Source organism: Blastococcus sp. SYSU DS0973 (assembly GCF_054051055.1).
In genome coordinates, this window is sequence record NZ_JBJHAN010000008.1 from 80,377 (window position 1) to 99,167 (window position 18,791).

The 18,791-nt window shown below is 74.6% G+C and carries 18 protein-coding genes; 4 read left to right on the forward strand and 14 right to left on the reverse strand.

The genetic code is table 11. The features are described from left to right. Positions 1 to 329: 329 nt before the first annotated feature. Entirely contained in the window at positions 330 to 1,700 is a 1,371-nt protein-coding gene (gene hemG, locus ACI791_RS14160; RefSeq protein ID WP_456586619.1) for a protoporphyrinogen oxidase, read from the reverse strand. Beyond that, positions 1,697 to 2,749 carry a uroporphyrinogen decarboxylase gene (gene hemE, locus ACI791_RS14165; RefSeq protein WP_456586620.1) on the reverse strand — a complete coding sequence of 351 codons (1,053 nt, stop codon included), beginning with the start codon at positions 2,747 to 2,749 and terminating at the stop codon, positions 1,697 to 1,699. Before hemE ends, hemG begins: the two co-directional genes overlap by 4 nt. Positions 2,750 to 2,853: 104 nt before the next feature. Between hemE and ACI791_RS14170 the strand changes: the two genes are divergently transcribed. Both ACI791_RS14170 and ACI791_RS14175 read left to right on the forward strand, forming a co-directional pair. Then, entirely contained in the window at positions 2,854 to 3,486 is a 633-nt protein-coding gene (locus tag ACI791_RS14170) for a DUF3000 domain-containing protein (RefSeq protein WP_456586621.1), read from the forward strand. A 169-nt stretch (positions 3,487 to 3,655) separates the two neighbouring features. Further along, positions 3,656 to 4,870 (forward strand): HRDC domain-containing protein, encoded by a 1,215-nt coding sequence (locus tag ACI791_RS14175; RefSeq protein WP_456586622.1) that lies wholly within the window; start codon positions 3,656 to 3,658, stop codon positions 4,868 to 4,870. A 165-nt stretch (positions 4,871 to 5,035) separates the two neighbouring features. Here ACI791_RS14175 and ACI791_RS14180 read toward each other — a convergent pair whose 3' ends face one another. The 9 genes from ACI791_RS14180 to ACI791_RS14220 all read right to left on the reverse strand — a co-directional run bounded on the left by ACI791_RS14180 (position 5,036) and on the right by ACI791_RS14220 (position 15,186). Further along, the gene (locus ACI791_RS14180) at positions 5,036 to 6,322 is read right to left on the reverse strand and encodes a sugar ABC transporter permease (protein WP_456586623.1); all 1,287 of its coding nucleotides are present in this window, start codon (positions 6,320 to 6,322) and stop codon (positions 5,036 to 5,038) included. A gap of 10 nt (positions 6,323 to 6,332) precedes the next feature. Continuing rightward, complete coding sequence (locus ACI791_RS14185; protein ID WP_456586624.1) at positions 6,333 to 7,139, reverse strand: ATP-binding cassette domain-containing protein; 807 nt, start codon at positions 7,137 to 7,139, stop codon at positions 6,333 to 6,335. 146 nt (positions 7,140 to 7,285) lie between these two features. Next, complete coding sequence (locus ACI791_RS14190) at positions 7,286 to 8,380, reverse strand: sugar ABC transporter substrate-binding protein (RefSeq protein WP_456586625.1); 1,095 nt, start codon at positions 8,378 to 8,380, stop codon at positions 7,286 to 7,288. A 359-nt stretch (positions 8,381 to 8,739) separates the two neighbouring features. Beyond that, positions 8,740 to 9,018 carry a thiamine-binding protein gene (locus ACI791_RS14195; RefSeq protein ID WP_456586626.1) on the reverse strand — a complete coding sequence of 93 codons (279 nt, stop codon included), beginning with the start codon at positions 9,016 to 9,018 and terminating at the stop codon, positions 8,740 to 8,742. Next, positions 9,018 to 10,937: a 1-deoxy-D-xylulose-5-phosphate synthase gene (gene dxs / locus ACI791_RS14200; protein WP_456586627.1), complete on the reverse strand. Its 1,920-nt coding sequence runs from the start codon at positions 10,935 to 10,937 to the stop codon at positions 9,018 to 9,020. Before dxs ends, ACI791_RS14195 begins: the two co-directional genes overlap by 1 nt. Before the next feature lie 141 nt (positions 10,938 to 11,078). Beyond that, the gene (locus ACI791_RS14205) at positions 11,079 to 11,447 is read right to left on the reverse strand and encodes a hypothetical protein (protein WP_347057242.1); all 369 of its coding nucleotides are present in this window, start codon (positions 11,445 to 11,447) and stop codon (positions 11,079 to 11,081) included. Positions 11,448 to 11,546: 99 nt separating this feature from the next. Next, positions 11,547 to 11,777 (reverse strand): DUF4177 domain-containing protein, encoded by a 231-nt coding sequence (locus tag ACI791_RS14210; protein ID WP_347057243.1) that lies wholly within the window; start codon positions 11,775 to 11,777, stop codon positions 11,547 to 11,549. Positions 11,778 to 11,819: 42 nt separating this feature from the next. After that, positions 11,820 to 13,154 (reverse strand): class I SAM-dependent RNA methyltransferase, encoded by a 1,335-nt coding sequence (locus ACI791_RS14215; protein ID WP_456586628.1) that lies wholly within the window; start codon positions 13,152 to 13,154, stop codon positions 11,820 to 11,822. Further along, the gene (locus ACI791_RS14220; RefSeq protein WP_456586629.1) at positions 13,147 to 15,186 is read right to left on the reverse strand and encodes an APC family permease; all 2,040 of its coding nucleotides are present in this window, start codon (positions 15,184 to 15,186) and stop codon (positions 13,147 to 13,149) included. Before ACI791_RS14220 ends, ACI791_RS14215 begins: the two co-directional genes overlap by 8 nt. A gap of 163 nt (positions 15,187 to 15,349) precedes the next feature. Here ACI791_RS14220 and ACI791_RS14225 point away from each other — a divergent pair, with 163 nt between their 5' ends. Next, positions 15,350 to 16,018, forward strand: a complete 669-nt coding sequence (locus tag ACI791_RS14225) for a potassium channel family protein (protein ID WP_456586630.1) — start codon at positions 15,350 to 15,352, stop codon at positions 16,016 to 16,018. Beyond that, entirely contained in the window at positions 16,018 to 16,698 is a 681-nt protein-coding gene (locus tag ACI791_RS14230) for a potassium channel family protein (RefSeq protein ID WP_347057247.1), read from the forward strand. The genes ACI791_RS14225 and ACI791_RS14230 overlap by 1 nt, the downstream gene beginning before the upstream one ends. Positions 16,699 to 16,758: 60 nt before the next feature. On the opposite strand, the gene ACI791_RS14235 is transcribed toward ACI791_RS14230, so the two are convergent. From ACI791_RS14235 to ACI791_RS14245, 3 genes are all read right to left on the reverse strand, one after another. Beyond that, positions 16,759 to 17,562 (reverse strand): DUF3159 domain-containing protein, encoded by an 804-nt coding sequence (locus tag ACI791_RS14235; RefSeq protein WP_456586631.1) that lies wholly within the window; start codon positions 17,560 to 17,562, stop codon positions 16,759 to 16,761. 59 nt (positions 17,563 to 17,621) lie between these two features. Beyond that, on the reverse strand, positions 17,622 to 17,999 hold the full coding sequence (locus tag ACI791_RS14240) for an OB-fold nucleic acid binding domain-containing protein (protein WP_347057249.1): 378 nt from the start codon (positions 17,997 to 17,999) through the stop codon (positions 17,622 to 17,624). 65 nt (positions 18,000 to 18,064) lie between these two features. Beyond that, a complete protein-coding gene (locus ACI791_RS14245) occupies positions 18,065 to 18,790 on the reverse strand; it encodes a DUF3710 domain-containing protein (RefSeq protein WP_456586632.1) in 726 nt (241 codons plus the stop codon). Position 18,791: the final 1 nt, after the last annotated feature.

Below are 18,791 nucleotides of genomic sequence, written 5' to 3' on the forward strand. Positions count from 1 at the left end.
CACCGGCATCTCCTTTTCGGGGGGCTGAGCCGTGGAGAGGCGGTCCGGCGTGGTCGCGGCCGCCGCCGGTGCGACGGCCGCGACCACGCGGGGGCTCAGCCCGCCGTCGCCGCGCGGTCCCGCCGGTTACCGGCGTGCGCGGCGCGGCAGTCGCCGCACGCGGCCATCCACACGTGGTGGCGCAGGCAGCGGGCCGGCGAATGCTGGACGGGGAACGTGCGTGTCGAGTCGTGCACCGATGTCACTCCGTCGTCAACGGCGGCGACCGGTCCGCCATGCCCGGGTCCGACCGTGGCGCCCGTCTCGGCGCTGCGGACCCGGCGGCCGGATCACGCGAGGGCGTCGACCGCCCGGTGGGCGTCGCGGATGCAGGCGGGGACGCCGACGCCCTCGTACGCGGCGCCGGCGACGGCCAGCCCCGGCACCTCGCCGACCGCTGCCCGGGCCGCCGCGACCCGCTCCGGATGGCCGACCAGGTACTGCGGCAGGCCACCGCCCCAGCGCGCCACGCGGGTCTCCAGCGGCTCGGGGCGCGAGAGCCCGAGCAGCTCGGTGACGTCGGCGACCACGTCCGCGGCCAGCTCCTCGTCGGGTCGCTGCAGCTGCGACTCGTCGCCGAAGCGCCCCACCGACGACCGCACCAGCAGCGCCTCGCCGCCGGTCAGGTGCGGCCACTTCGCCGAGGAGACGGTCACGCCCTTGACCAGCCGGCCGGTCATCGGCGGCACCAGCAGGCCCGAGCCGGCAGGGACGTCCTGCACCGGGAAGGCGATCGCGACGACGGCCATGGAGGCGTACGGGATCCCCCGGAGCGGGTCGACGGCGCGGGGGGCGACCTCACCGAGGAGCCGCGCGGCCTTGGTCGCCGGCGCCGTGACGATGACCGCGTCGGCGGTCAGCACCTCCGGCGCGGCGGCGGTCCCGACCGAAACCTCGAAGCCCCCGGCGGTCCGGCGCAGGCCGTGCGCGGGGGTGCGCAGCCGCACCTCCGCGCGCGCCGCCTCGACCAGCGCGGCCGGCAGCGCACCGATCCCGGCGTCGACGGTCACGAACACCGGCCCGTCGGCGTCGAACCGGCTGCGGGACCCGGCGTCGCGGGCGGCGGCGGCCGCCTCGAGCACCGAGCCGGCACGGCGCACCTGCGCGGCCAGCGCCGGCATCGTGGCGGCCAGCGACAACTCGTCGGCGTGGCCCGCGTAGACGCCGCCGAGCAGCGGCTCGACCAGCCGGTCGACCACCTCGTCGCCGAGCCGCTCGCGCAGCAGCCCGCCGACGGCGACGTCGCCGTCGGGCAGGCACAGCGGCGGCAGCTCGGCCTCGGCGCGCACCCGGGCCACGCCGGTCGGGGTCAGGACGCCGTCGAGGCCGTCGGCCGAGGCCGGCACGCCGAGGACGGTGCCGGCCGGCAGCGGGAACCGGCCCTCGGGGAGCACCACCGAGGCCTGGGTGGTCGCCGGCGCGACCAGCCGGTCGCCCCACCCGAGCGCCTCCACCAGGCCCACCGCCTCCGGCACCCGGGCGAGCAGCGCCTCGGGGCCGGTGTCGTACCAGGTGCCGGCCAGCCGGATCCGGTCCAGCTTGCCGCCGATCCGGTCCCCGGCCTCCACGACGACGATCTCGTCGTCGGGCCGGCGCCGGCGCCACTCGAAGGCCGCGGCCAGGCCGGTGATCCCGGCCCCGACGACGACGAGCCGGGTCATCGCGCCGTCAGCTCGTGCACCAGGGCGGCCACGCGGGTGAGCACGTCGGGATCGGTGTCGGGCAGCACCCCGTGCCCGAGGTTGAAGATGTGCCCGCGCGCGCCCTCGGCCTGGCGGACGACCCGGCGCACCTCCCGCTCGACGGTGTCGCGATCGGCCAGCAGGACCGCGGGGTCGAGGTTGCCCTGCAGCGAGCGGTGCGGGCCGACCCGGCGGGCGGCCTCGTCCAGCGGCACCCGCCAGTCGACGCCGACGACGTCGGCGCCCGCGTCGCCGATCAGCGGCAGCAGCTCGCCGGTGCCCACGCCGAAGTGGATGCGGGGTACGTCGCGCTCCCCCAGCCCGGCGAAGACCGCCTGCGAGTGCGGCAGCACCCGCTCGGCGTAGTCGGCCGCCGACAGCACGCCGGCCCAGGAGTCGAACAGCTGCACGGCGGAGGCGCCCGCGTCGACCTGGGCGCGCAGGAAGGTCGCCGCCGACAGCGACAACCGCTGCAGCAGCCGCGACCACGCCTCCGGCTCGGCGTACATGAAGGCCTTGGTGCGGGCGTGCTCCTTGGAGGGGCCTCCCTCGATCAGGTACGTCGCCAGGGTGAACGGCGCGCCGGCGAACCCAATGAGCGGCGTCGGCCCCAGCTCGGCCACGAGCGAGCGCACCGCCGTTCCGAGGAAACCGAGCTGCTCGGGCGCCAGATCGGGCAGGGCGTCGACGTCGGCGACCGTGCGGACGGGGTTCGCGACCACCGGGCCGATGCCCGGCTTGATCTCGATGTCCACCCCCGCGACCACCAGCGGCAGCACGATGTCGGAGAAGAGGATCGCGGCGTCGACCTGGTGCCGGCGGACCGGCTGCAGCGTGATCTCGGTGACCAGGTCGGGGTCCTGGCAGGCCGCCAGCATCGACGTGCCGGCGCGCAGAGCCCGGTACTCCGGCAGCGAGCGGCCGGCCTGGCGCATGAACCAGACCGGAGTGCGGCCCACCGGGAGGCCACGTGCGGCGCGGACGAGGTCGGAATCGGCCGGGGACGCCGACGCGGGAGCGGGACTCACGAGCGTCGATCCTCCCAGACGGCCGGTGTCCGCCGGTCCGCCGCGTCCCGGCCGCGTGCGGCGCGTCGGCACGCCTGTGCTGCTGACCGGCCTAGTCTGCGGACGTGGAGCCGCGCGACCTGGCCGACGCCGGGAACGAGAGCAGGGACGCCGACGCCGTCCCCGCCGCGTTCCGCGCCGCCCTGGAGGTCCTGGCCGGGGTGCGCGCCCGCCCGGAGATCGAGCTCGGCTCGATCCCCGCCCCGCAACGGCTGGCCCCGTTCGCGCACGCGATCGGTGCGCGGGTGCCCGACCCGGAGGGCGACGACGAGGACGACGTCGAGATCGCCAGCGCGCGGTTCATCGTCCTGTTCGACCCGCAGGGCCACGAGGCGTGGCACGGCACCGTGCGCTGCGTCGGCTACCTCTCGGCGGCGACCGACGAGGAGCTGGTCGACGACGCGATGTTCTCCGAGGTCGCCTGGAGCTGGCTCACCGACGCGCTGCGCGAGTCGGGGGCGGCGCACCACACCGTCGGCGGGACGGTCACCCGCACCGCCTCCACCCGGTTCGGCGAGCTGGCCGGCCCCGAGCACTCCGTCGACGTCGAGATCCGCGCCTCGTGGACGGCCGAGGGCACCGATCTGGACAGGCACCTGCTGGCCTGGCTCGACGTGCTGGGCAACGCGGCCGGCCTGCCGCCGCCGGGCGTGCGGCTGCTGGGTCCCTCCGACCGGGTCGGTAGCGAGACTCTCTAACATCGGTGCGGCACAGCGGGCCCGGCGCCCGCCTGAGCCGGTGCTCCTCCCCAGGATTCCGCGGCCGCCGCGGTGGACCCCGACCGGGCGCCGGTGCACCGACGACGAGGACCGGCGAGAAGGTGGACGGCAACTGAGCACCGAGCCCACTCCCGAGGCGCCGGAGGCCGTGGCTGCGGCCGCGGCTCCCGAGCCCATCCCGCTCCTCGTCCCCCGCGACGGGCTGCCCCCGGTCATCGAGACCTCCACGCAGCTGGTCGAGTACGCCGAGGCGCTGCGCGGCGGCACCGGGCCGGTCGCCGTGGACGCCGAGCGCGCATCCGGCTACCGGTACGGCCAGCGCGCCTACCTGGTGCAGCTGCGCCGCAACGGCTCCGGCACCGGCCTGCTCGACCCGATCCCGCTTCCCGACCTGTCGGTGGTCCAGGAGGCGATCGCCGACGCGGAGTGGGTGCTGCACGCCGCGAACCAGGACCTCCCCTGCCTCGCCGAGATCGGCCTCGCGCCGTCCCGCGTGTTCGACACCGAGCTGGCCGCCCGGCTGGCCGGACTGCCCCGCGTGGGCCTGGGCGCCGTCGTCGAGTCGCTGCTGGGCTTCTCGCTGCAGAAGGGGCACTCCGCCGCCGACTGGAGCACCCGCCCGCTGCCCGAGGAGTGGCTGGTCTACGCCGCCCTCGACGTCGAGGTGCTCGTCGACCTCCGCGACGCCCTCGCCGCGCTCCTCGAGCAGCAGGGCAAGACCGAGTGGGCACGCCAGGAGTTCGAGGCCATCCTCGCCGCCGGCCCGCCGGCTCCGAAGCAGGACCCGTGGCGGCGCACCTCCGGCGTGCACGGGCTGCGCAGCCGCCGTCAGCTCGGCATGCTGCGGGCGATCTGGGAGGCCCGTGACGAGCTGGCCCGCCGGCGCGACGTCGCCCCCGGCCGGGTGCTGCCCGACTCGGCGATGGTCGCCGCGGTGCAGGCCGACCCCAGGAACGAGGGTGCGCTGCTGGAGCTGCCGGTGTTCCGGGGGCGCGCCAACCGGCGCCTGGTCGCGCACTGGTTCACCGCGCTGGCCCGCGGCAAGGCGCTGCCCGAGAACGATCTCCCGCTGCACAGCAAGCCCGGGGACGGGCCGCCGCCGGTGAACCGCTGGGCCGACCGGGACCCCGCCGCCGCCACCCGCCTGCAGGCCGCCCGCGCCGCGCTCGCCGAGCTGTCGGAGAAGCACGCGGTGCCGGTCGAGAACATCCTCTCCCCCGACCTGGTGCGGCGGCTGGTGTGGAGCCCGCCGGAGCCCCGGGAGCCCGCGGCGGTTGGCGCGGCGCTGCGTTCGGGCGGCGCCCGGGCGTGGCAGGTCGAGCTCACGCTCGACGTGCTGACCGACGCGGTCAACCGGGCCTGAGAAAGGACCCCGACGCCCCCCACCGCTCGCAAGCTCGCGGCGGGTCCCTGCGCCGGGGCCGGGGGACGGACGACGACGCCGGCGCCCTCCGCGGGAAGCAGAGGGCGCCGGCGCCGGCGTGGTCACCTGCCGCCCGCCGGCGTTGAGCACGGCGGGCGGCAGGGGTCATCGGCGGGCCGTGGACGCCCGGCGCCGGGCCAGCGCGTCGACGCCCGCGGCCAGCAGCAGCACCCCACCGGTGATGATGAAGTTCAGGTAGGCCGCCACCCCCAGCAGGCCCAGCCCGTTGGCGATGATCGCGATCACCAGGCCACCCAGGACGGCGTCCCGGGCCTTGCCCCGGCCGCCGAAGAGACTGGTGCCACCGATGACCGCCGCCCCGACCGCGTACAGCAGGGTGTTGCCCGCGCCCGCGTCCGGCGTCACCGAGCTCAGCCGCGACGTGGCCAGGATGCCGCTGATCGCGGCGAGGCTCGACGAGATGACGAACGCCATCACGCGGATCCGGGTGACGTTGATCCCCGCCCGGCGCGCGGCCTCGGCGTTGCCGCCGACCGCGTAGATGTGCCGCCCGAACGCGGTGCGGGAGAGCACGAAGGTGAGGACCAGCAGCAGCACCACGACCAGCGGCACCGCGTACGGGATGCCGGCGAGGTCGATCGCGGCGGCCAGCGCCCGGTCGACGCTGAGGATGGCGGTCACGCCGAACACCACCGCGGCGATCAGGACGACGCGGGCCAGCACCAGCGCCAGGGGCTGGTGCGCCAGGCCCCGGGCCCTCTGCGAGCGCCAGCGCCACAGCTCGAGCGCCGCGTAGGCCAGGGCGACGACCCCGGCCAGGATCCAGCCCAGCGTGACCGGCAGGTTCTCGTTGGCCAGGGCGCGGATGACCGGCTCGCGCACGGGCACCGTGCCGCCCTGTCCGATGATCCGCAGGGTCACGCCCTGGAAACCGAGGAACAGGGCCAGCGTCACGACGAACGACGGGATGCCGACCACCCCGACCAGGCTGCCGGTGAAGACGCCGATCACCGCGCCGGTGGCGATGGCGGCCAGCACCGCGATCGGCCACGAGACGCCCACCTGCACCAGCAGCTGCGCGAGCACCGCGGAGCAGACCCCGCTCACCACGCCCGCGGACAGGTCGATCTCGCCGAGCAGCAAGACGAAGACCAGCCCCATCGCGAGCACCATGATCGGCGTCGACTGCACCAGCAGGTTGGAGAGGTTCAGCGGCGTCAGGAACGTCTCGGGCCGGAGGATCGTGAAGAGGATGCCCAGGACGACGATGCCCAGGATGGCCGGCAGCGCGCCCAGGTCGCCCGCGCGCAGCTTGTTGAGGTAGCCGCGGACGGCGCCGCCCATGGTGTTGTCCTGGCGGTCGCCCTCGAAGCCCGCGGCCGGCTTCTGCGGCCCGCTCGCCTCGGCGGCGGTCAGGGTGTTGCTCGACATGGAAGTCCTCTCAGTCCTCGAGCGCGTCCGGCGCGAGCCCCAGCTCGCCGGATCGACCGGAGGTGATCAGCTCGATGACCTGGGTCCGGTCGACGTCGGAGATGGGGACGTCCGCGGCCACCCGGCCGAGGTAGAGCGCGGCCACGCGGTCGGCCACCTCGAAGACGTCCACCATGTTGTGGGTGATGAAGACGACGGCGTGGCCGGTGTCGGCCAGCCGACGGACCAGGTCGAGCACCTGGCGGGTCTGGGCCACGCCCAGGGCCGCGGTCGGCTCGTCCAGGATGACCAGCTTGGACTCCCAGAGGACCGCCTTGGCGATCGCGACCGTCTGCCGCTGACCACCGGACAGGCTGGAGACCAGCTGGCGCACCGACTTCAGGGTGCGCACGGACAGCTTGGCCAGCGTGTCGCGCGCGGCCTCCTCCATGGAGGCCTCGTCCAGGACGATGCCGTGCTTGCGTTCGCGGCCCAGGAACATGTTCTGGACGACGTCCAGGTTGTCGGCGAGCGCGAGGTCCTGGTAGACGACCTCGATGCCCAGCCGGGCGGCGTCGCGGGGCCCGGTCAGCTGGACCGGCTCTCCCTCGAACTCCACGGTGCCCGAGTCGATCGGGTGGATGCCGGCGATGGACTTGATCAGCGTGCTCTTGCCGGCTCCGTTGTCGCCGACCAGCGCGGTCACCTTGCCGGGGTAGACGTCGAGGTTGACGCCGTGCAGGACCTGGACGGCCCCGAAGCTCTTCTCGACCCCCCGCAGCCTCAGCGTGGGCCGCTCCAGGGTCGGGGGGGGCGTGCTCTGAACGGGTGCGGACACCTCTGCGTCCTTTCCTGCATGGAATCGGCCCGGAGGGGACCGTGGTGAGACAGTGTGACGCCCTGCGGGCCCCGGCGGACCCGGGACCCGCAGGGCGGGGACCACGCGGCCGGGGCACCCGCGTACGGGTGCCCCGGCCGGATGGATCAGGAGATGCCGAGCTCGGCGCAGGCGGCGGCGAACTCACCGGTGCAGACGTCGGCTGCGGACTGGTAGCCGTCGTCGATGACCTGCTTGACGTTGTCCCGGAAGATCGAGACCGGCTCGAGCAGCACCGAGGGGACCTCGCGCTGGCCCTCCGGGTCCTCGACCGTGCCGTCGGTCTGGGGCTCCTCGCCGTTGACCAGGGAGACGGCCAGCTCGGCCAGCGCGCTGGCCTCCTGCTCGATCGGCTTGTAGACCGTCATGCACTGGTTCCCGGCGAGGATGTTCTGCAGGCCCTCGACGGTGGCGTCCTGGCCGGTGACGGGCACCTGGCCGGCCGCGTTGTTGCGGCCCAGGATCGACACGACCGCGTTGGCCAGGCCGTCGTTGGCGGCCACCACGCCCTGGATGTCACCGCCGGCCTGGGTGTACATCTGCTCGAAGATGGTGGCGGCCTGCTGGTTGTCCCACTCGGGAACGGCCTGCTCGGCCACGACCGTGTACTGCTCCATCGGGTCGAGGACCTCGTGGGCACCCGAGGAGAACAGCGTCGCGTTGTTGTCGTCGGGCGAGCCGTTGAGGTAGGCGATGTTCGCCGGCTCGTCGCCGAGGCACTGGGCCAGACCCTCGCCCTGCAGGCGGCCCACCTCGGTGTTGTCGAACGACACGTAGTAGTCGCTCTCGCCGCCGAGGGTCAGGCGGTCGTAGTCGATCGTCTGGACGCCCTGCTGCTCGGCCTGGCGCTGGATCGCCGCACCGGAGGCCGAGTCGAGGTTGGTGATCGCCAGGACGGTGACGCCCTCGGTGATCATCTGCTCGGCGATGGTGGCCATGCGCTGGGCGTCGCCCTGCGCGTTCTGGATGTCGTACTCGACACCGGCCTCCTCGAAGGCCGCCTCCAGCAGCGGGCGGTCCGCCGACTCCCAGCGGGCCGAGGACGCCGTGTCGGGGAGGATCACGCCGATCTTGCCTGCGGCGGCCTCACCGCCACCGCTGCCGGCGTTGCTGCCGCTGTCGGCGTCGCCGCCGCCACATGCGGCCAGCCCGAAGACCAGAGCCGCCGCGATCGCCGTCGTCACCGTGCGCCGTCGCGCCATGAGGGACCTCTATTTCGTTGGGGTTACAGAGAAATTCCGGCGGGTCATCTTGCGCGCAGGTGGGGTGTGGCTGCAAGCACACCTTTGGGCCGTTGCCGGACCGTGACCCGGGAGCCCCCCGATGAGGCAACGGACCGCGCTCGGCGGACAGGTTACCGGCGGGTAACTGCATGTCCTGCCGACCCCTCCCGGGCGCCGGTCCCGATTCCTGCGGAGCCCCATGTCCCGCTCGCTGCATGAGGTCGTCTCCGTCCACGCGTACGCACCCCCTTCGGCGAGGCCGGCCCCGAAGGGCATCCGCGCCGAGACGCGCGCTGACGACCTGGTCGTGCGCTGCATCCGCGAGCTCCCGGGGGGCCTCAGCGGAACTTGGCGGTGAGGCTGTCCATCGTGCGGTTCACCGACGCGACCTTCACGTGCGAGAGCCCGGCCGATGCGCCCGCGGCGAGCATCGCCTCGTGCGCGGCGCGCAGCGTGGCCCACACCGCCTCGTCCTCACCCTCGAGGGTCGTGCCGAGCGCACCCACCTCGTAGCGCAGCCCCGACGCCCGGATGACGGCGATCGCCGCCTCGACGTGCGCGTGCGGGTTCTCGGCGGTGCCGGGCGGGGACGGCGCCACCTGGATCTCGGCGATCATCACCGCCGGCCTTCCTCGACAGGGGCGGAGACGGCCTGCTCGGCGCGCTCGCTGAGCACGGCGGTCCACTCGGCGATGCGGCGCGCCACGTCCTGCTCGGTGAGCCCGACGTCGGCCAGCACCTGCCCGCGGCTGCCGTGCTCGAAGAACCGCTGGGGCAGCCCGACGGTGCGTACCGGCACGTCGCAGTCGCGGTCCTGCAGCGCCTGGGTGAGCGTGGTACCCACTCCCCCGGCGCGGCCGCCGTCCTCGACGGTGACCACGAGCCGGTGGCCGGATGCGAGCGACAGGAGCTCGTCGGCCACCGGGAGCACCCACCGCGGGTCGACGACGGTCACCTCGATGCCGTGGTCGGCGGCCCGCTCGGCGACGGCGAGGCACATCGGCACCATCGACCCGACGGCGACCAGCAGCACGTCCGGGCGCTCGCCGCGGCGCAGCAGGTCGACCGGCCCGCGTCGCTCGAGCGCCGGCAGGTCCGGCGGGAGGACGCCCTTGGGGAAGCGCACCACGGAAGGGCCGTCCGTGATGTCGACCGCCTCCCGCACCGCCTCGCGGAGGGTCGCCTCGTCCCGGGGCGCGGCGACGTGGACGCCGGGCACGACCGACAGGATGGACATGTCCCACATGCCGTTGTGCGAGGCGCCGTCGTCCCCGGTCACCCCGGCGCGGTCGAGCACGACGGTGACCGGCTGGCGGTGCAGCGCGACGTCCATGAGCAGCTGGTCGAACGCGCGGTTGAGGAACGTGGAGTACACGGCGACGACCGGGTGCATGCCGGCCATCGCCAGCCCGGCGGCGGAGGTGAGCGCGTGCTGCTCGGCGATGCCGACGTCGAAGGTGCGCCCGGGGAACCGCTCGGCGAACGGGGCCAGGCCGGTCGGATGCAGCATCGCCGCGGTGATCGCGACGACGTCGGGGCGCTCGGCACCGACCCGCACCAGCTCGTCGGCGAAGGCGTCGGTCCAGGCGAGCCCGGTCTTGCGGGCACTGATGCCGCTGTCGGGGTCGAAGACGCCGGTGGCGTGCCACGCGTCGATCTGATCGGTCTCCGCCGGCGGGTAGCCGAAGCCCTTGGTGGTGACGGCGTGGACGATCACCGGGCCGCCGAAAGAACGGGCCCGCCGCAGCGCCGACTCCATCACCTCGACGTCGTGCCCGTCGACCGGGCCGACGTACTTCATGCCGAGATCTTCGAACATGCCCTGCGGCGACAGGACGTCCTTGAGCCCCTTCTTGATGGCGTGCAGCGCGTCGTAGAGGGCCGAGCCGACGACCGGCGCCCGGTGCAGCGCCTGGCGCACCTGGAGCAGGGCGTTCTCGTACCCCGGCCGCAGCCGCAGGGTGGCCAGCGCGTCGGCGACCCCGCCGATCGTCGGCGAGTAGGAGCGGCCGTTGTCGTTGACCACGATGACGACCGGGCGGTCCTGGGCCGCGGCGATGTTGTTCAGCGCCTCCCAGGCCATGCCGCCGGTGAGCGCGCCGTCGCCGATCACGGCGACGACGGGGCGGGAGTCCCCGCGGATGGCGAAGGCCTTGGCCAGGCCGTCGGCGTAGGACAGCGACGTGGAGGCGTGGCTGTTCTCCACCCAGTCGTGCTCGCTCTCGACGCGGCTGGGGTAGCCGGAGAGGCCGCCGCGCTGGCGCAGCCGCTCGAAGCCCTCGACGCGCCCGGTCAGCATCTTGTGCACGTAGGACTGGTGACCGGTGTCGAAGACGATCGGCTCGCGCGGTGAGTGGAACACCCGGTGCAGCGCGATGGTGAGCTCGACGCAGCCGAGGTTGGGCCCGAGGTGGCCGCCGGTCCGGGCCACGCTGGTCACCAGCGCGTCTCGGATCTCCGCCGCCAGGGCGGGCAGCTGGTCGGGGGGCAGCGCCCGGAGGTCCTCGGGACCCCGGAGCGATCGCAGGAGCGGCACGGCTCGGCGGTGTCCTCTCGGTCGGGCGGCAGCTGCTCGGCAGCCGCCGACCCACTGTAACTGCGCTTTCCCCGCTCTTCCGGTCGAGCGGGATTTCCGGATGCAGCTCACCGTGCTCCGGCTTCCCTCCCCATGGGGCGCTCAGAGCCGCGGGACCCACCGTTCGCCGCGCAGCGCGCCGCCGACCACCTCGACGCCTCGGGCGGCGGCCGCGAGCCGCGCGCCCTCCCGCTCGTAGGCGGTCATCGCGGCCTCGACGGCGTCGGGGGGCAGCTGGTCGGCCAGCTCCACCCGCAGCGTCCGCCACCCCTTGCGGGCGGCCTCGAGGCCGGCGGAGACGTGGTCGGCGGCGAACCGGGCCAACAGGACCGGGTACCGGCGGAGCACCTCGTGCGCGCGGTAGTCCGGTGGCACCAGGTCGAACAGCCAGGCGACGGCGGTGCGCTCCCAGTCCGGCGCGCCCGGCGGGCGCACCTCCCCCGGCCAGCCCGGCGGCACCGTCGTGTCCACGGCACCAGTCTGCCGCACGGATCGAACATGCGTTCGACGGCGTGCCGCGCGTCGGCCCGCGACGCCCGAGGCGGAGTCAGCCCGGGAGCGCCCCGTCGGTCAGGAGCCGACCTGCCGCTTGAGCCAGAATTGCTCGAACCCCCACGTCCCGGCGCCGCTGGAGTGGTAGCTGACGAGCTCCCACCCCTCGGCGCCGAGCTTGTTGAGGACCGAGCTGGTGTCGCCCTGCTGCCGTTCCGACGAACCGCCGGGGAGCTTGACGCTCACCCCGGCTCGCTGCGACTCGGCGTCGTTGGCGGTGATGACCGAGGCGTATTCCCACGTGGGCACCCCATGACGGTAGCCGAGGCCCTCCACGGGCCCGCCGGGTCGTCAGGCGGCCGGGACCAGCAGCGCCACGCACTCCACGTGCTGCGTCATCGGGAAGGCGTCGAAGCCGCGGACGGCGGCCAGCCGGTACCCGGCCTCGGCGAAGGCGGCGACGTCCCGGCCCAGGGCCGCGGGGTCGCAGGCCACGTAGACGACGGCGCGCGCCCCGGTGCCGGCCAGCAGCGTGCTCACCGCCCGGCCCGCACCGGCCCGCGGCGGGTCCAGCACGACGACGTCCGGCGGGCCACCGAGCTCCTCGAACAGCTCCTCGAGCCCCTCGGCATCGACCTCGCCCTGCCACACCTCGGCCTGCGGCAGGTGGGCGAGGTTGGCGTCGGCCGCCGCGCACGCCCCGGGGTCGGACTCCACGCAGACCACGCGGCCGTCCTCCCCGGCGGCGGGGGCGAGCGCCCCGCCGAACAGCCCGGCACCGGCGTAGAGGTCGAGCACCGTCTCACCGGGCCGCACGGCGGCGAACCGGGCGACGGCCTCGACGAGCGCGTCGGCCGCGGCCGGGTGCACCTGCCAGAAGCCGGTGCCCTCGACCTCCCAGTCGCGCCCCCCCGCCCGCCGCTCCGCGCGTGCGGCCGGCTCCCGGGGCAGCTCCTCCCCCGCCTGGAGCACCTCGCTGTGCTGCGGGCGGCCGCGCCGGTCCAGCCGGGTGGTCGTGACCGCGCCGGTGGAGTCGATGGAGACGTCGACCGCCCCGGCGCCCTCCCACCGTCGGGAGAGCACGGCCCGGGCGGCCGGCTCGACGGTGATCGGGCAGTCACCGAGCACCACGATCTCGTGCGAGCGGTGCCGCCGCAGGCCCGCAGCCCCGGCGCGGTCGACCGCGAACCGGGCACGGGACCGCCAGCGCAGCGCGCCGCCGGGCAGCTCCTCGACCGCCAGACCGGTCACCACCGGGTCCTCGGGGTCGATCCTGCCCAGGCGCACCAGCTGCTCGCGGACCACCGCGGCCTTCAGCCGGTGCTGCTCGGCCGGATCGACGTGCTGCCAGTCGCAGCCGCCGCACCTCCCCGGACCGCTGTAGGGGCAGGGGCGCTCGACCCGGCCCGGTGCCGCGGTCAGCACCTCGATGGCGTCGGCGCGGCAGAAGCCCGGGTGCCGGTCCTCGGTCACCCGCACCCGCACCCGCTCCCCCGGCAGGCCGTGCCGGACGAAGACGACGCGCCCCTCGTGCCGGGCCACGCAGTGCCCGCCGTGCGCGACCGGGCCGACCTCGACCTCGAACTCCCGGCCGGTCCAGCCGCCGCCGCGGTCCTCTCGGGGAGCCGCCGGCCGGCGACCGCGGCGTCCCCCGGTCCGGCGCCCGGCTCCGCGGGGCTCAGCCATACGGCGTCACGTCCATCTCGTCGTCGGTGAACCCCCGCCGGAGGTCCCCGGGTGCGGGTCCGCCACGCCCCCCGTCGGCGTCGTCGTGCCCGGCGGTGCTCTCCAGGAGCCACGGCACGGTGGTGATCATCACGCCGGGCTGGAACTGCAGCCGGGCCCGCAGCCGGATGGCGGTCTGGTTGTGCAGGACGTTCTCCCACCAGTGTCCGACGACGTACTGCGGCACGAACACCACCACGAGCTCCCGGGGGCTGTCGCGGCGGATGCCCTTGACGTAGTCGAGCACCGGGCGGGGGACGTCCCGGTACGGCGACTCGAGGACGGTCAGCGGCACCGGGATGTCGAAGCGCTGCCAGTCGGCCTGCAGGGCGCGGGTCTCCTCGTCGTCGACGTTGACCGTCAGTGCGGTCAGCGCATCGGGTCGGGTGGCCCGCGCGAAGGCCAGCGCCCGCAGGGTCGGCTTGTGCACCTTGGAGACCAGCACGACGGCGTGCACCTTGCTGGGCAGCGTGCGCGAGTCGGCGTCGGGGACCAGCTGCTCGGACACGTTCGAGTAGTGGCGGTTGATCGCCCGCATGAGGACGACGAGCACCGGCATGGCGGCGATCACCAGCCAGGCGCCGTTGGTGAACTTCGTGACGACGACGATCCCCAGGACGATGCAGGTGAGGGAGCCGCCCACGAGGTTGATCGCCTGCGACCAGCGCATCCGGGACCGGGCGGCGCGGTCCGGCTCGCTCCGCATCTCCCGGTTCCAGTGCCGCACCATGCCCCACTGGCCGATCGTGAAGGCGGTGAACACCCCGACGATGTAGAGCTGGATCAGCCGGCTCACCGAGGCGTCGAACACCAGGATGAGGAGCCCGGCGAACCCGGCCAGCAGGAGGATGCCGTTGCTGTAGGCCAGCTTGTCGCCGCGGGTGTGCAGCTGGCGGGGCATGTAGCGGTCCTCGGCCAGGACGGAGCCCAGCAGCGGAAAGCCGTTGAACGCGGTGTTCGCCGCCAGGAGGAGGATGAGCGCGGTGGCGGCCTGCACCACGAAGAAGCCGATCGAGGAGCCGCCGAAGGTGGCCGCGGCCAGCTGGGCGATGACGGTGCGCTGCGGCTCGGTCGCGCAGTCGGCGAAGCCCACGAGATCGCAGGCGTCGTCGGTGTAGGTGACACCGGCCAGGAGGGCCAGCGAGCTGACCCCGAGGAACATGACGGCCGCCAGCCCGCCCATGAGGGCCAGCGTGGTCGCTGCGTTCCGGCTCTTCGGCGGACGGAAGGCCGGGACGCCGTTGGCGATCGCCTCGACCCCGGTGAGCGCGGTGCAGCCCGAGGCGAACGCCCGCAGGACCAGGAGCACGACGGCGAGCGCCCCCGCCTCCCCGTAGCCGGCGCCCGGGGTCACGGCGTAACCGGCGCTCTCGGCCACGACCTCCCCGGAGGTGAAGAAGTGCCGCACCAGACCGGTGCCGACCATCACCAGGATGGCGGTGACGAACAGGTAGGTGGGTGCGGCGAACGCCCGCCCCGACTCGCGGACCCCGCGGAGGTTGGCCGCCGCCAGCACGGTGACCAACACCAGCGCGATGAGCACCCGTTGGTCGTCGAGCGCCGGGAACGCCGAGATGATGTTGTCGGTGCCGGCCGCGACCGACACCGCGACGGTCAGCACGTAGTCGACGAGCAGCGCGCTGGCCACGACCAGCCCGGCGAACGGACCATGGTTGCGGCGGGCGACCTCGTAGTCCCCGCCGCCGGAGGGATAGGCGCGCACCACCTGGCGGTAGGACAGGACCAGGATGGCCAGGAGCAGGACCACCCCCGCGGCCAGCCAGGGGGTGAGGTACAGGTACGCGGTGCCGGCGAGGGTCAGGACGATGAGGATCTCCTGCGTCGCGTAGGCGACGGAGGAGAGCGGGTCGCTGGAGAAGATCGGCAGCGCGAGCCGCTTGGGCAGCAGCGACTCGCCCGCCCGGTCGCTGCGCACCGGTCGGCCCAGGACGAGTCGTTTCGGGAGTTGTCCGAGGTCGGACAGGGTCGGCACGGCGCGATGGTACGGACGCCGAAGGGCCTCGCGCGGGTGACTCGGCACACGGCCGCCCCGTCCGGGGGAAGCGGGCTCCGACCCCGCGCGCGGGTGTAGCTTCGCGCCCGGTGATGCGCGGGCGGACGGCGCCGGCGCCACCGGGACATGCGGGGAGTTGCACGTGCACGTGGTCGTGATGGGCTGCGGCCGTGTCGGCTCGGCCATCGCCCGGCGCCTGGAGGAGATCGGGCACAGCGTGGCCGTGATCGACCAGGACCCGGAGGCGTTCCGCCGGCTCGGGCCGGACTTCGCCGGCCGCCAGATCAAGGGCCTGGGTTTCGACCGGCAGACGCTGCTCGACGCCGGCATCGACTCCGCCGGGGCGTTCGCCGCGGTGAGCAGCGGTGACAACTCCAACATCATCTCCGCCCGGGTCGCGCGCGAGACCTTCGGCGTGCAGCACGTGGTCGCCCGCATCTACGACTCCAAGCGGGCCGAAATCTACGAGCGCATGGGCATCCCCAGCGTCGCGACCGTCCCGTGGACGGTGAACCGGCTGCTGCGCGAGCTGCTGTCGGTCAAGGTCAGCGAGCTGTGGCGCGAACCGACGGGAAAGGTGCTGCTGGTGCGGGTCACCGTCACCGAGGGCTGGGTGGGGCGCAAGCTCGCCGGCCTCGAGGCGGCCACCGGCGCCCGGGCGGCCTGGCTGGTCCGCTTCGGCGAGGCCCAGCTGGCCACGCCTGCCACGGTGCTCCAGGACGGCGACCAGCTCGTCGTCGCGGTCACCGACGAGCTGACGGCGCACCTGCACCAGGTCGTCGAGCACGGCCCCCGGCACGGTGAGCACTGATGCGCGTCGCGATCGTCGGGGCCGGCGCGGTCGGCCGCTCCATCGCCGGGGAGCTGCTGGAGAACGGCCACACCGTCATGCTCATCGAGAAGGACGGCCGCAAGGTGCGCACCCGCTCGGTGCCCGGTGCCGAGTGGGTGCAGGCCGACGCCTGCGAGGTCTCCTCCCTCGAGGAGGCGCAGCTGGCCACCTGCGACGTCGTCGTCGCCGCGACCGGTGACGACAAGGCCAACCTCGTGGTGTCGCTGCTGGCCAAGACGGAGTTCGCCGTCAACCGCGTGGTGGCCCGCGTCAAGGACCCGCGCAACGAGTGGCTCTACACCGAGGCCTGGGGGGTCGACGTCGCCGTCTCCACCCCGCGGGTGCTCGCCGCGCTCGTCGAGGAGGCGGTGACCGTCGGCGACGTCGTCCGGCTCATGACCTTCCGCAAGGGCGCGGCCAACCTGGTCGAGATCACCCTCGGGGACGACACCCCGTGGGTGGGGCGTGCGTTGCGGGAGGTGCCGCTCCCCCGCGAGACCGTGCTGACCACGATCCTGCGCGGCGACCGGGTCGTGACCCCGTCGCCGGACGAGCCGCTGGAGTCCGGCGACGAGCTGCTCTTCGTGTCGCACGGCGACACCGAGGAGGAGCTCCAGTACGTCTTCGCCCCCGGGGGGCCCGGCCGCACCGACGGCTGAACGGCCCCGTCCGGAGGCTCGCCCCGAGCGTGCGAGGGGTGAGGAGGACGGGGTCCCTTCTCAGGCGGCCGGCGGACCCGGCGCCCGGTGGCGGTGCAGCCGCGACACGACCCAGAGGGTCACGAGGAGCGCGACGGCGGTCACCGGCAGGCCGAGCGCGACGGACGCCAGGCCGAGCAGGTCCTCCTCGTCAGCGAGGTACAGCGGGCCCTGCACCGCGACCCGCAGCAGGAAGGTGCCGGCCCAGAGCACGGTGAGCCAGGAGTACGCCCGGAGCATCCGCCGGTCCTCCCGCCAGTGCAGCTGGGGTGCCGACCCGGCCGTCGGCGCCGCGCCGAGCGGGTCGCCCACCGGCCTGGTGGCCGGTGCCGCTCCCCCGCGCAACCCCGGGATGGCGCCGGAGGAGAGGCTGCCGAGGTGGCTGGGTGCCAGGAACTCGGCGGCGACTCCGACCAGGGGCCAGCGGACCAGCACCGAACCCAGGAGCACCACGCCGATGACGGCGTTGCGGATGATGCCCGGCGCGTAGAAGTTGCGGGCCTCGCCGGACACCGCGGCGATGGCCACCGCGACGGCCACGCCGAACAGACCACTGACCGCCTGCTGGGTGCTCTCGCGGCGGGACAGCCGCAGGACGAAGACGGCGACCGCTGCCGCGACCGCCGCCCAGATCCCGGTGCGCAGCCCGGCGACGCCGTTGGCCACCACGAAGGCGACCGTGGGCAGCGTCACGTCGACCATGCCGCGCCAGCCGCCGAGCTGCGCCAGCAGCGTCTCCCGGTCGAACAGCGACGCGGGGGCGTCCGTGTCGGCGCCGGCCGGGCGCTCCTGCTCGCCGTCGGCCGGCGGACCCGCTGCGGTCACCCTCGTCCCCCCTGCTCGCTGACCTGGCGTGCGCAACGCGGGCGGCTGCCCGCCGCCGGTCAGCCGGCGCTCAGCTCGTACCAGGGGTTGTAGATGACCTGGCGGCCGTCGAAGGCGGCGAACCGGCCGCGGGCGGTCAGCGAGCGGCCGGGCTCGATGCCCGCGATGCGCCGCCGTCCCAGCCAGACCAGCGTCACCGAACCCGAGCCGTCGAACAGCTCGGCCTCCAGCGTCGGCACGGTCTCGCGAGGCGTGTAGACGACCGACTTCAGGCGCCCGGTCACCGTGACCACCGCCCCCTTGCGGCAGGAGCTGACCGGCTCGCAACCGGCGCTGGCAGTCCCGGCGCGCAGTTCCTGGGCGTCGATGGTGTGGTCGTCGGCGGTGAGTCGCTGCAACGTGCGCGACCACCAGCCCGCCGGTCGGGTCTCCGTCACGGAACCAGCGTAGTGCGGGCGGCAGGGCACGGGGGCGCGCACGGGTGTTCCCTCCGTCGGGTCGGTCAGGCCGGCCCGCCGGCGGACCCGCCGGTGGGTGGCTGCTGGCCCTGGGCCGCCGCCTGCTGCGCGGCCAGCTGCGCCGCAGCCTGCGGGGGCAGGGCGAGCGGCAGCGGCTCGCGCACCGGCATGGGCTCGCTGCCCCGGACGACGACGATGCCGCGGAACGCCGTCTCCAGCGCCCGGGCCTCCGCCTCGGCACCGGCGGCCGCCGATCCGCTGAGCAGCCCGCGCAGGAACCACCGCGGGCCGTCGACGCCGAGGAACCGGGCCGGCCGCCGCACCGGCGGCTGGGCCGGCTGACCTGGCCGGACCGGGGGCGCGCTGACGACCGTGCCGCTCAGCTCGATGCCGAACGGCCCCGCGACCTCGCGCAGGGACGCGCCCTGACCGGAGGCGGTCCGCGCCAGCTCGACGCGGACGTCGTCCCAGATGCCGGCCGCGCGGGGCGCGGCGAACGCGGCGACCTGGAGCAGCGAACCGCCGTGCCGCAGGGTTGCGGCGATCACCTTCTGCTGCTGGTTGAGCTCCACCCGCAGGTCCATGCCGGGGAGCGCCGGGAGCCGGATCGCCCCCAGGTCGATGCGGGCCAGCCCGTCGTCGGGGGCGTCGGCCTCGTCCCAGGGGCCGGTGGTCTCCTCGACGTCCCGGATCCGCTGCTGCGGTTCCGGGGGCACGCCCCGCTCGCGCAGGCTGCGGTCGATGCGATTGCGCCGCCGTCCGAACGGCATG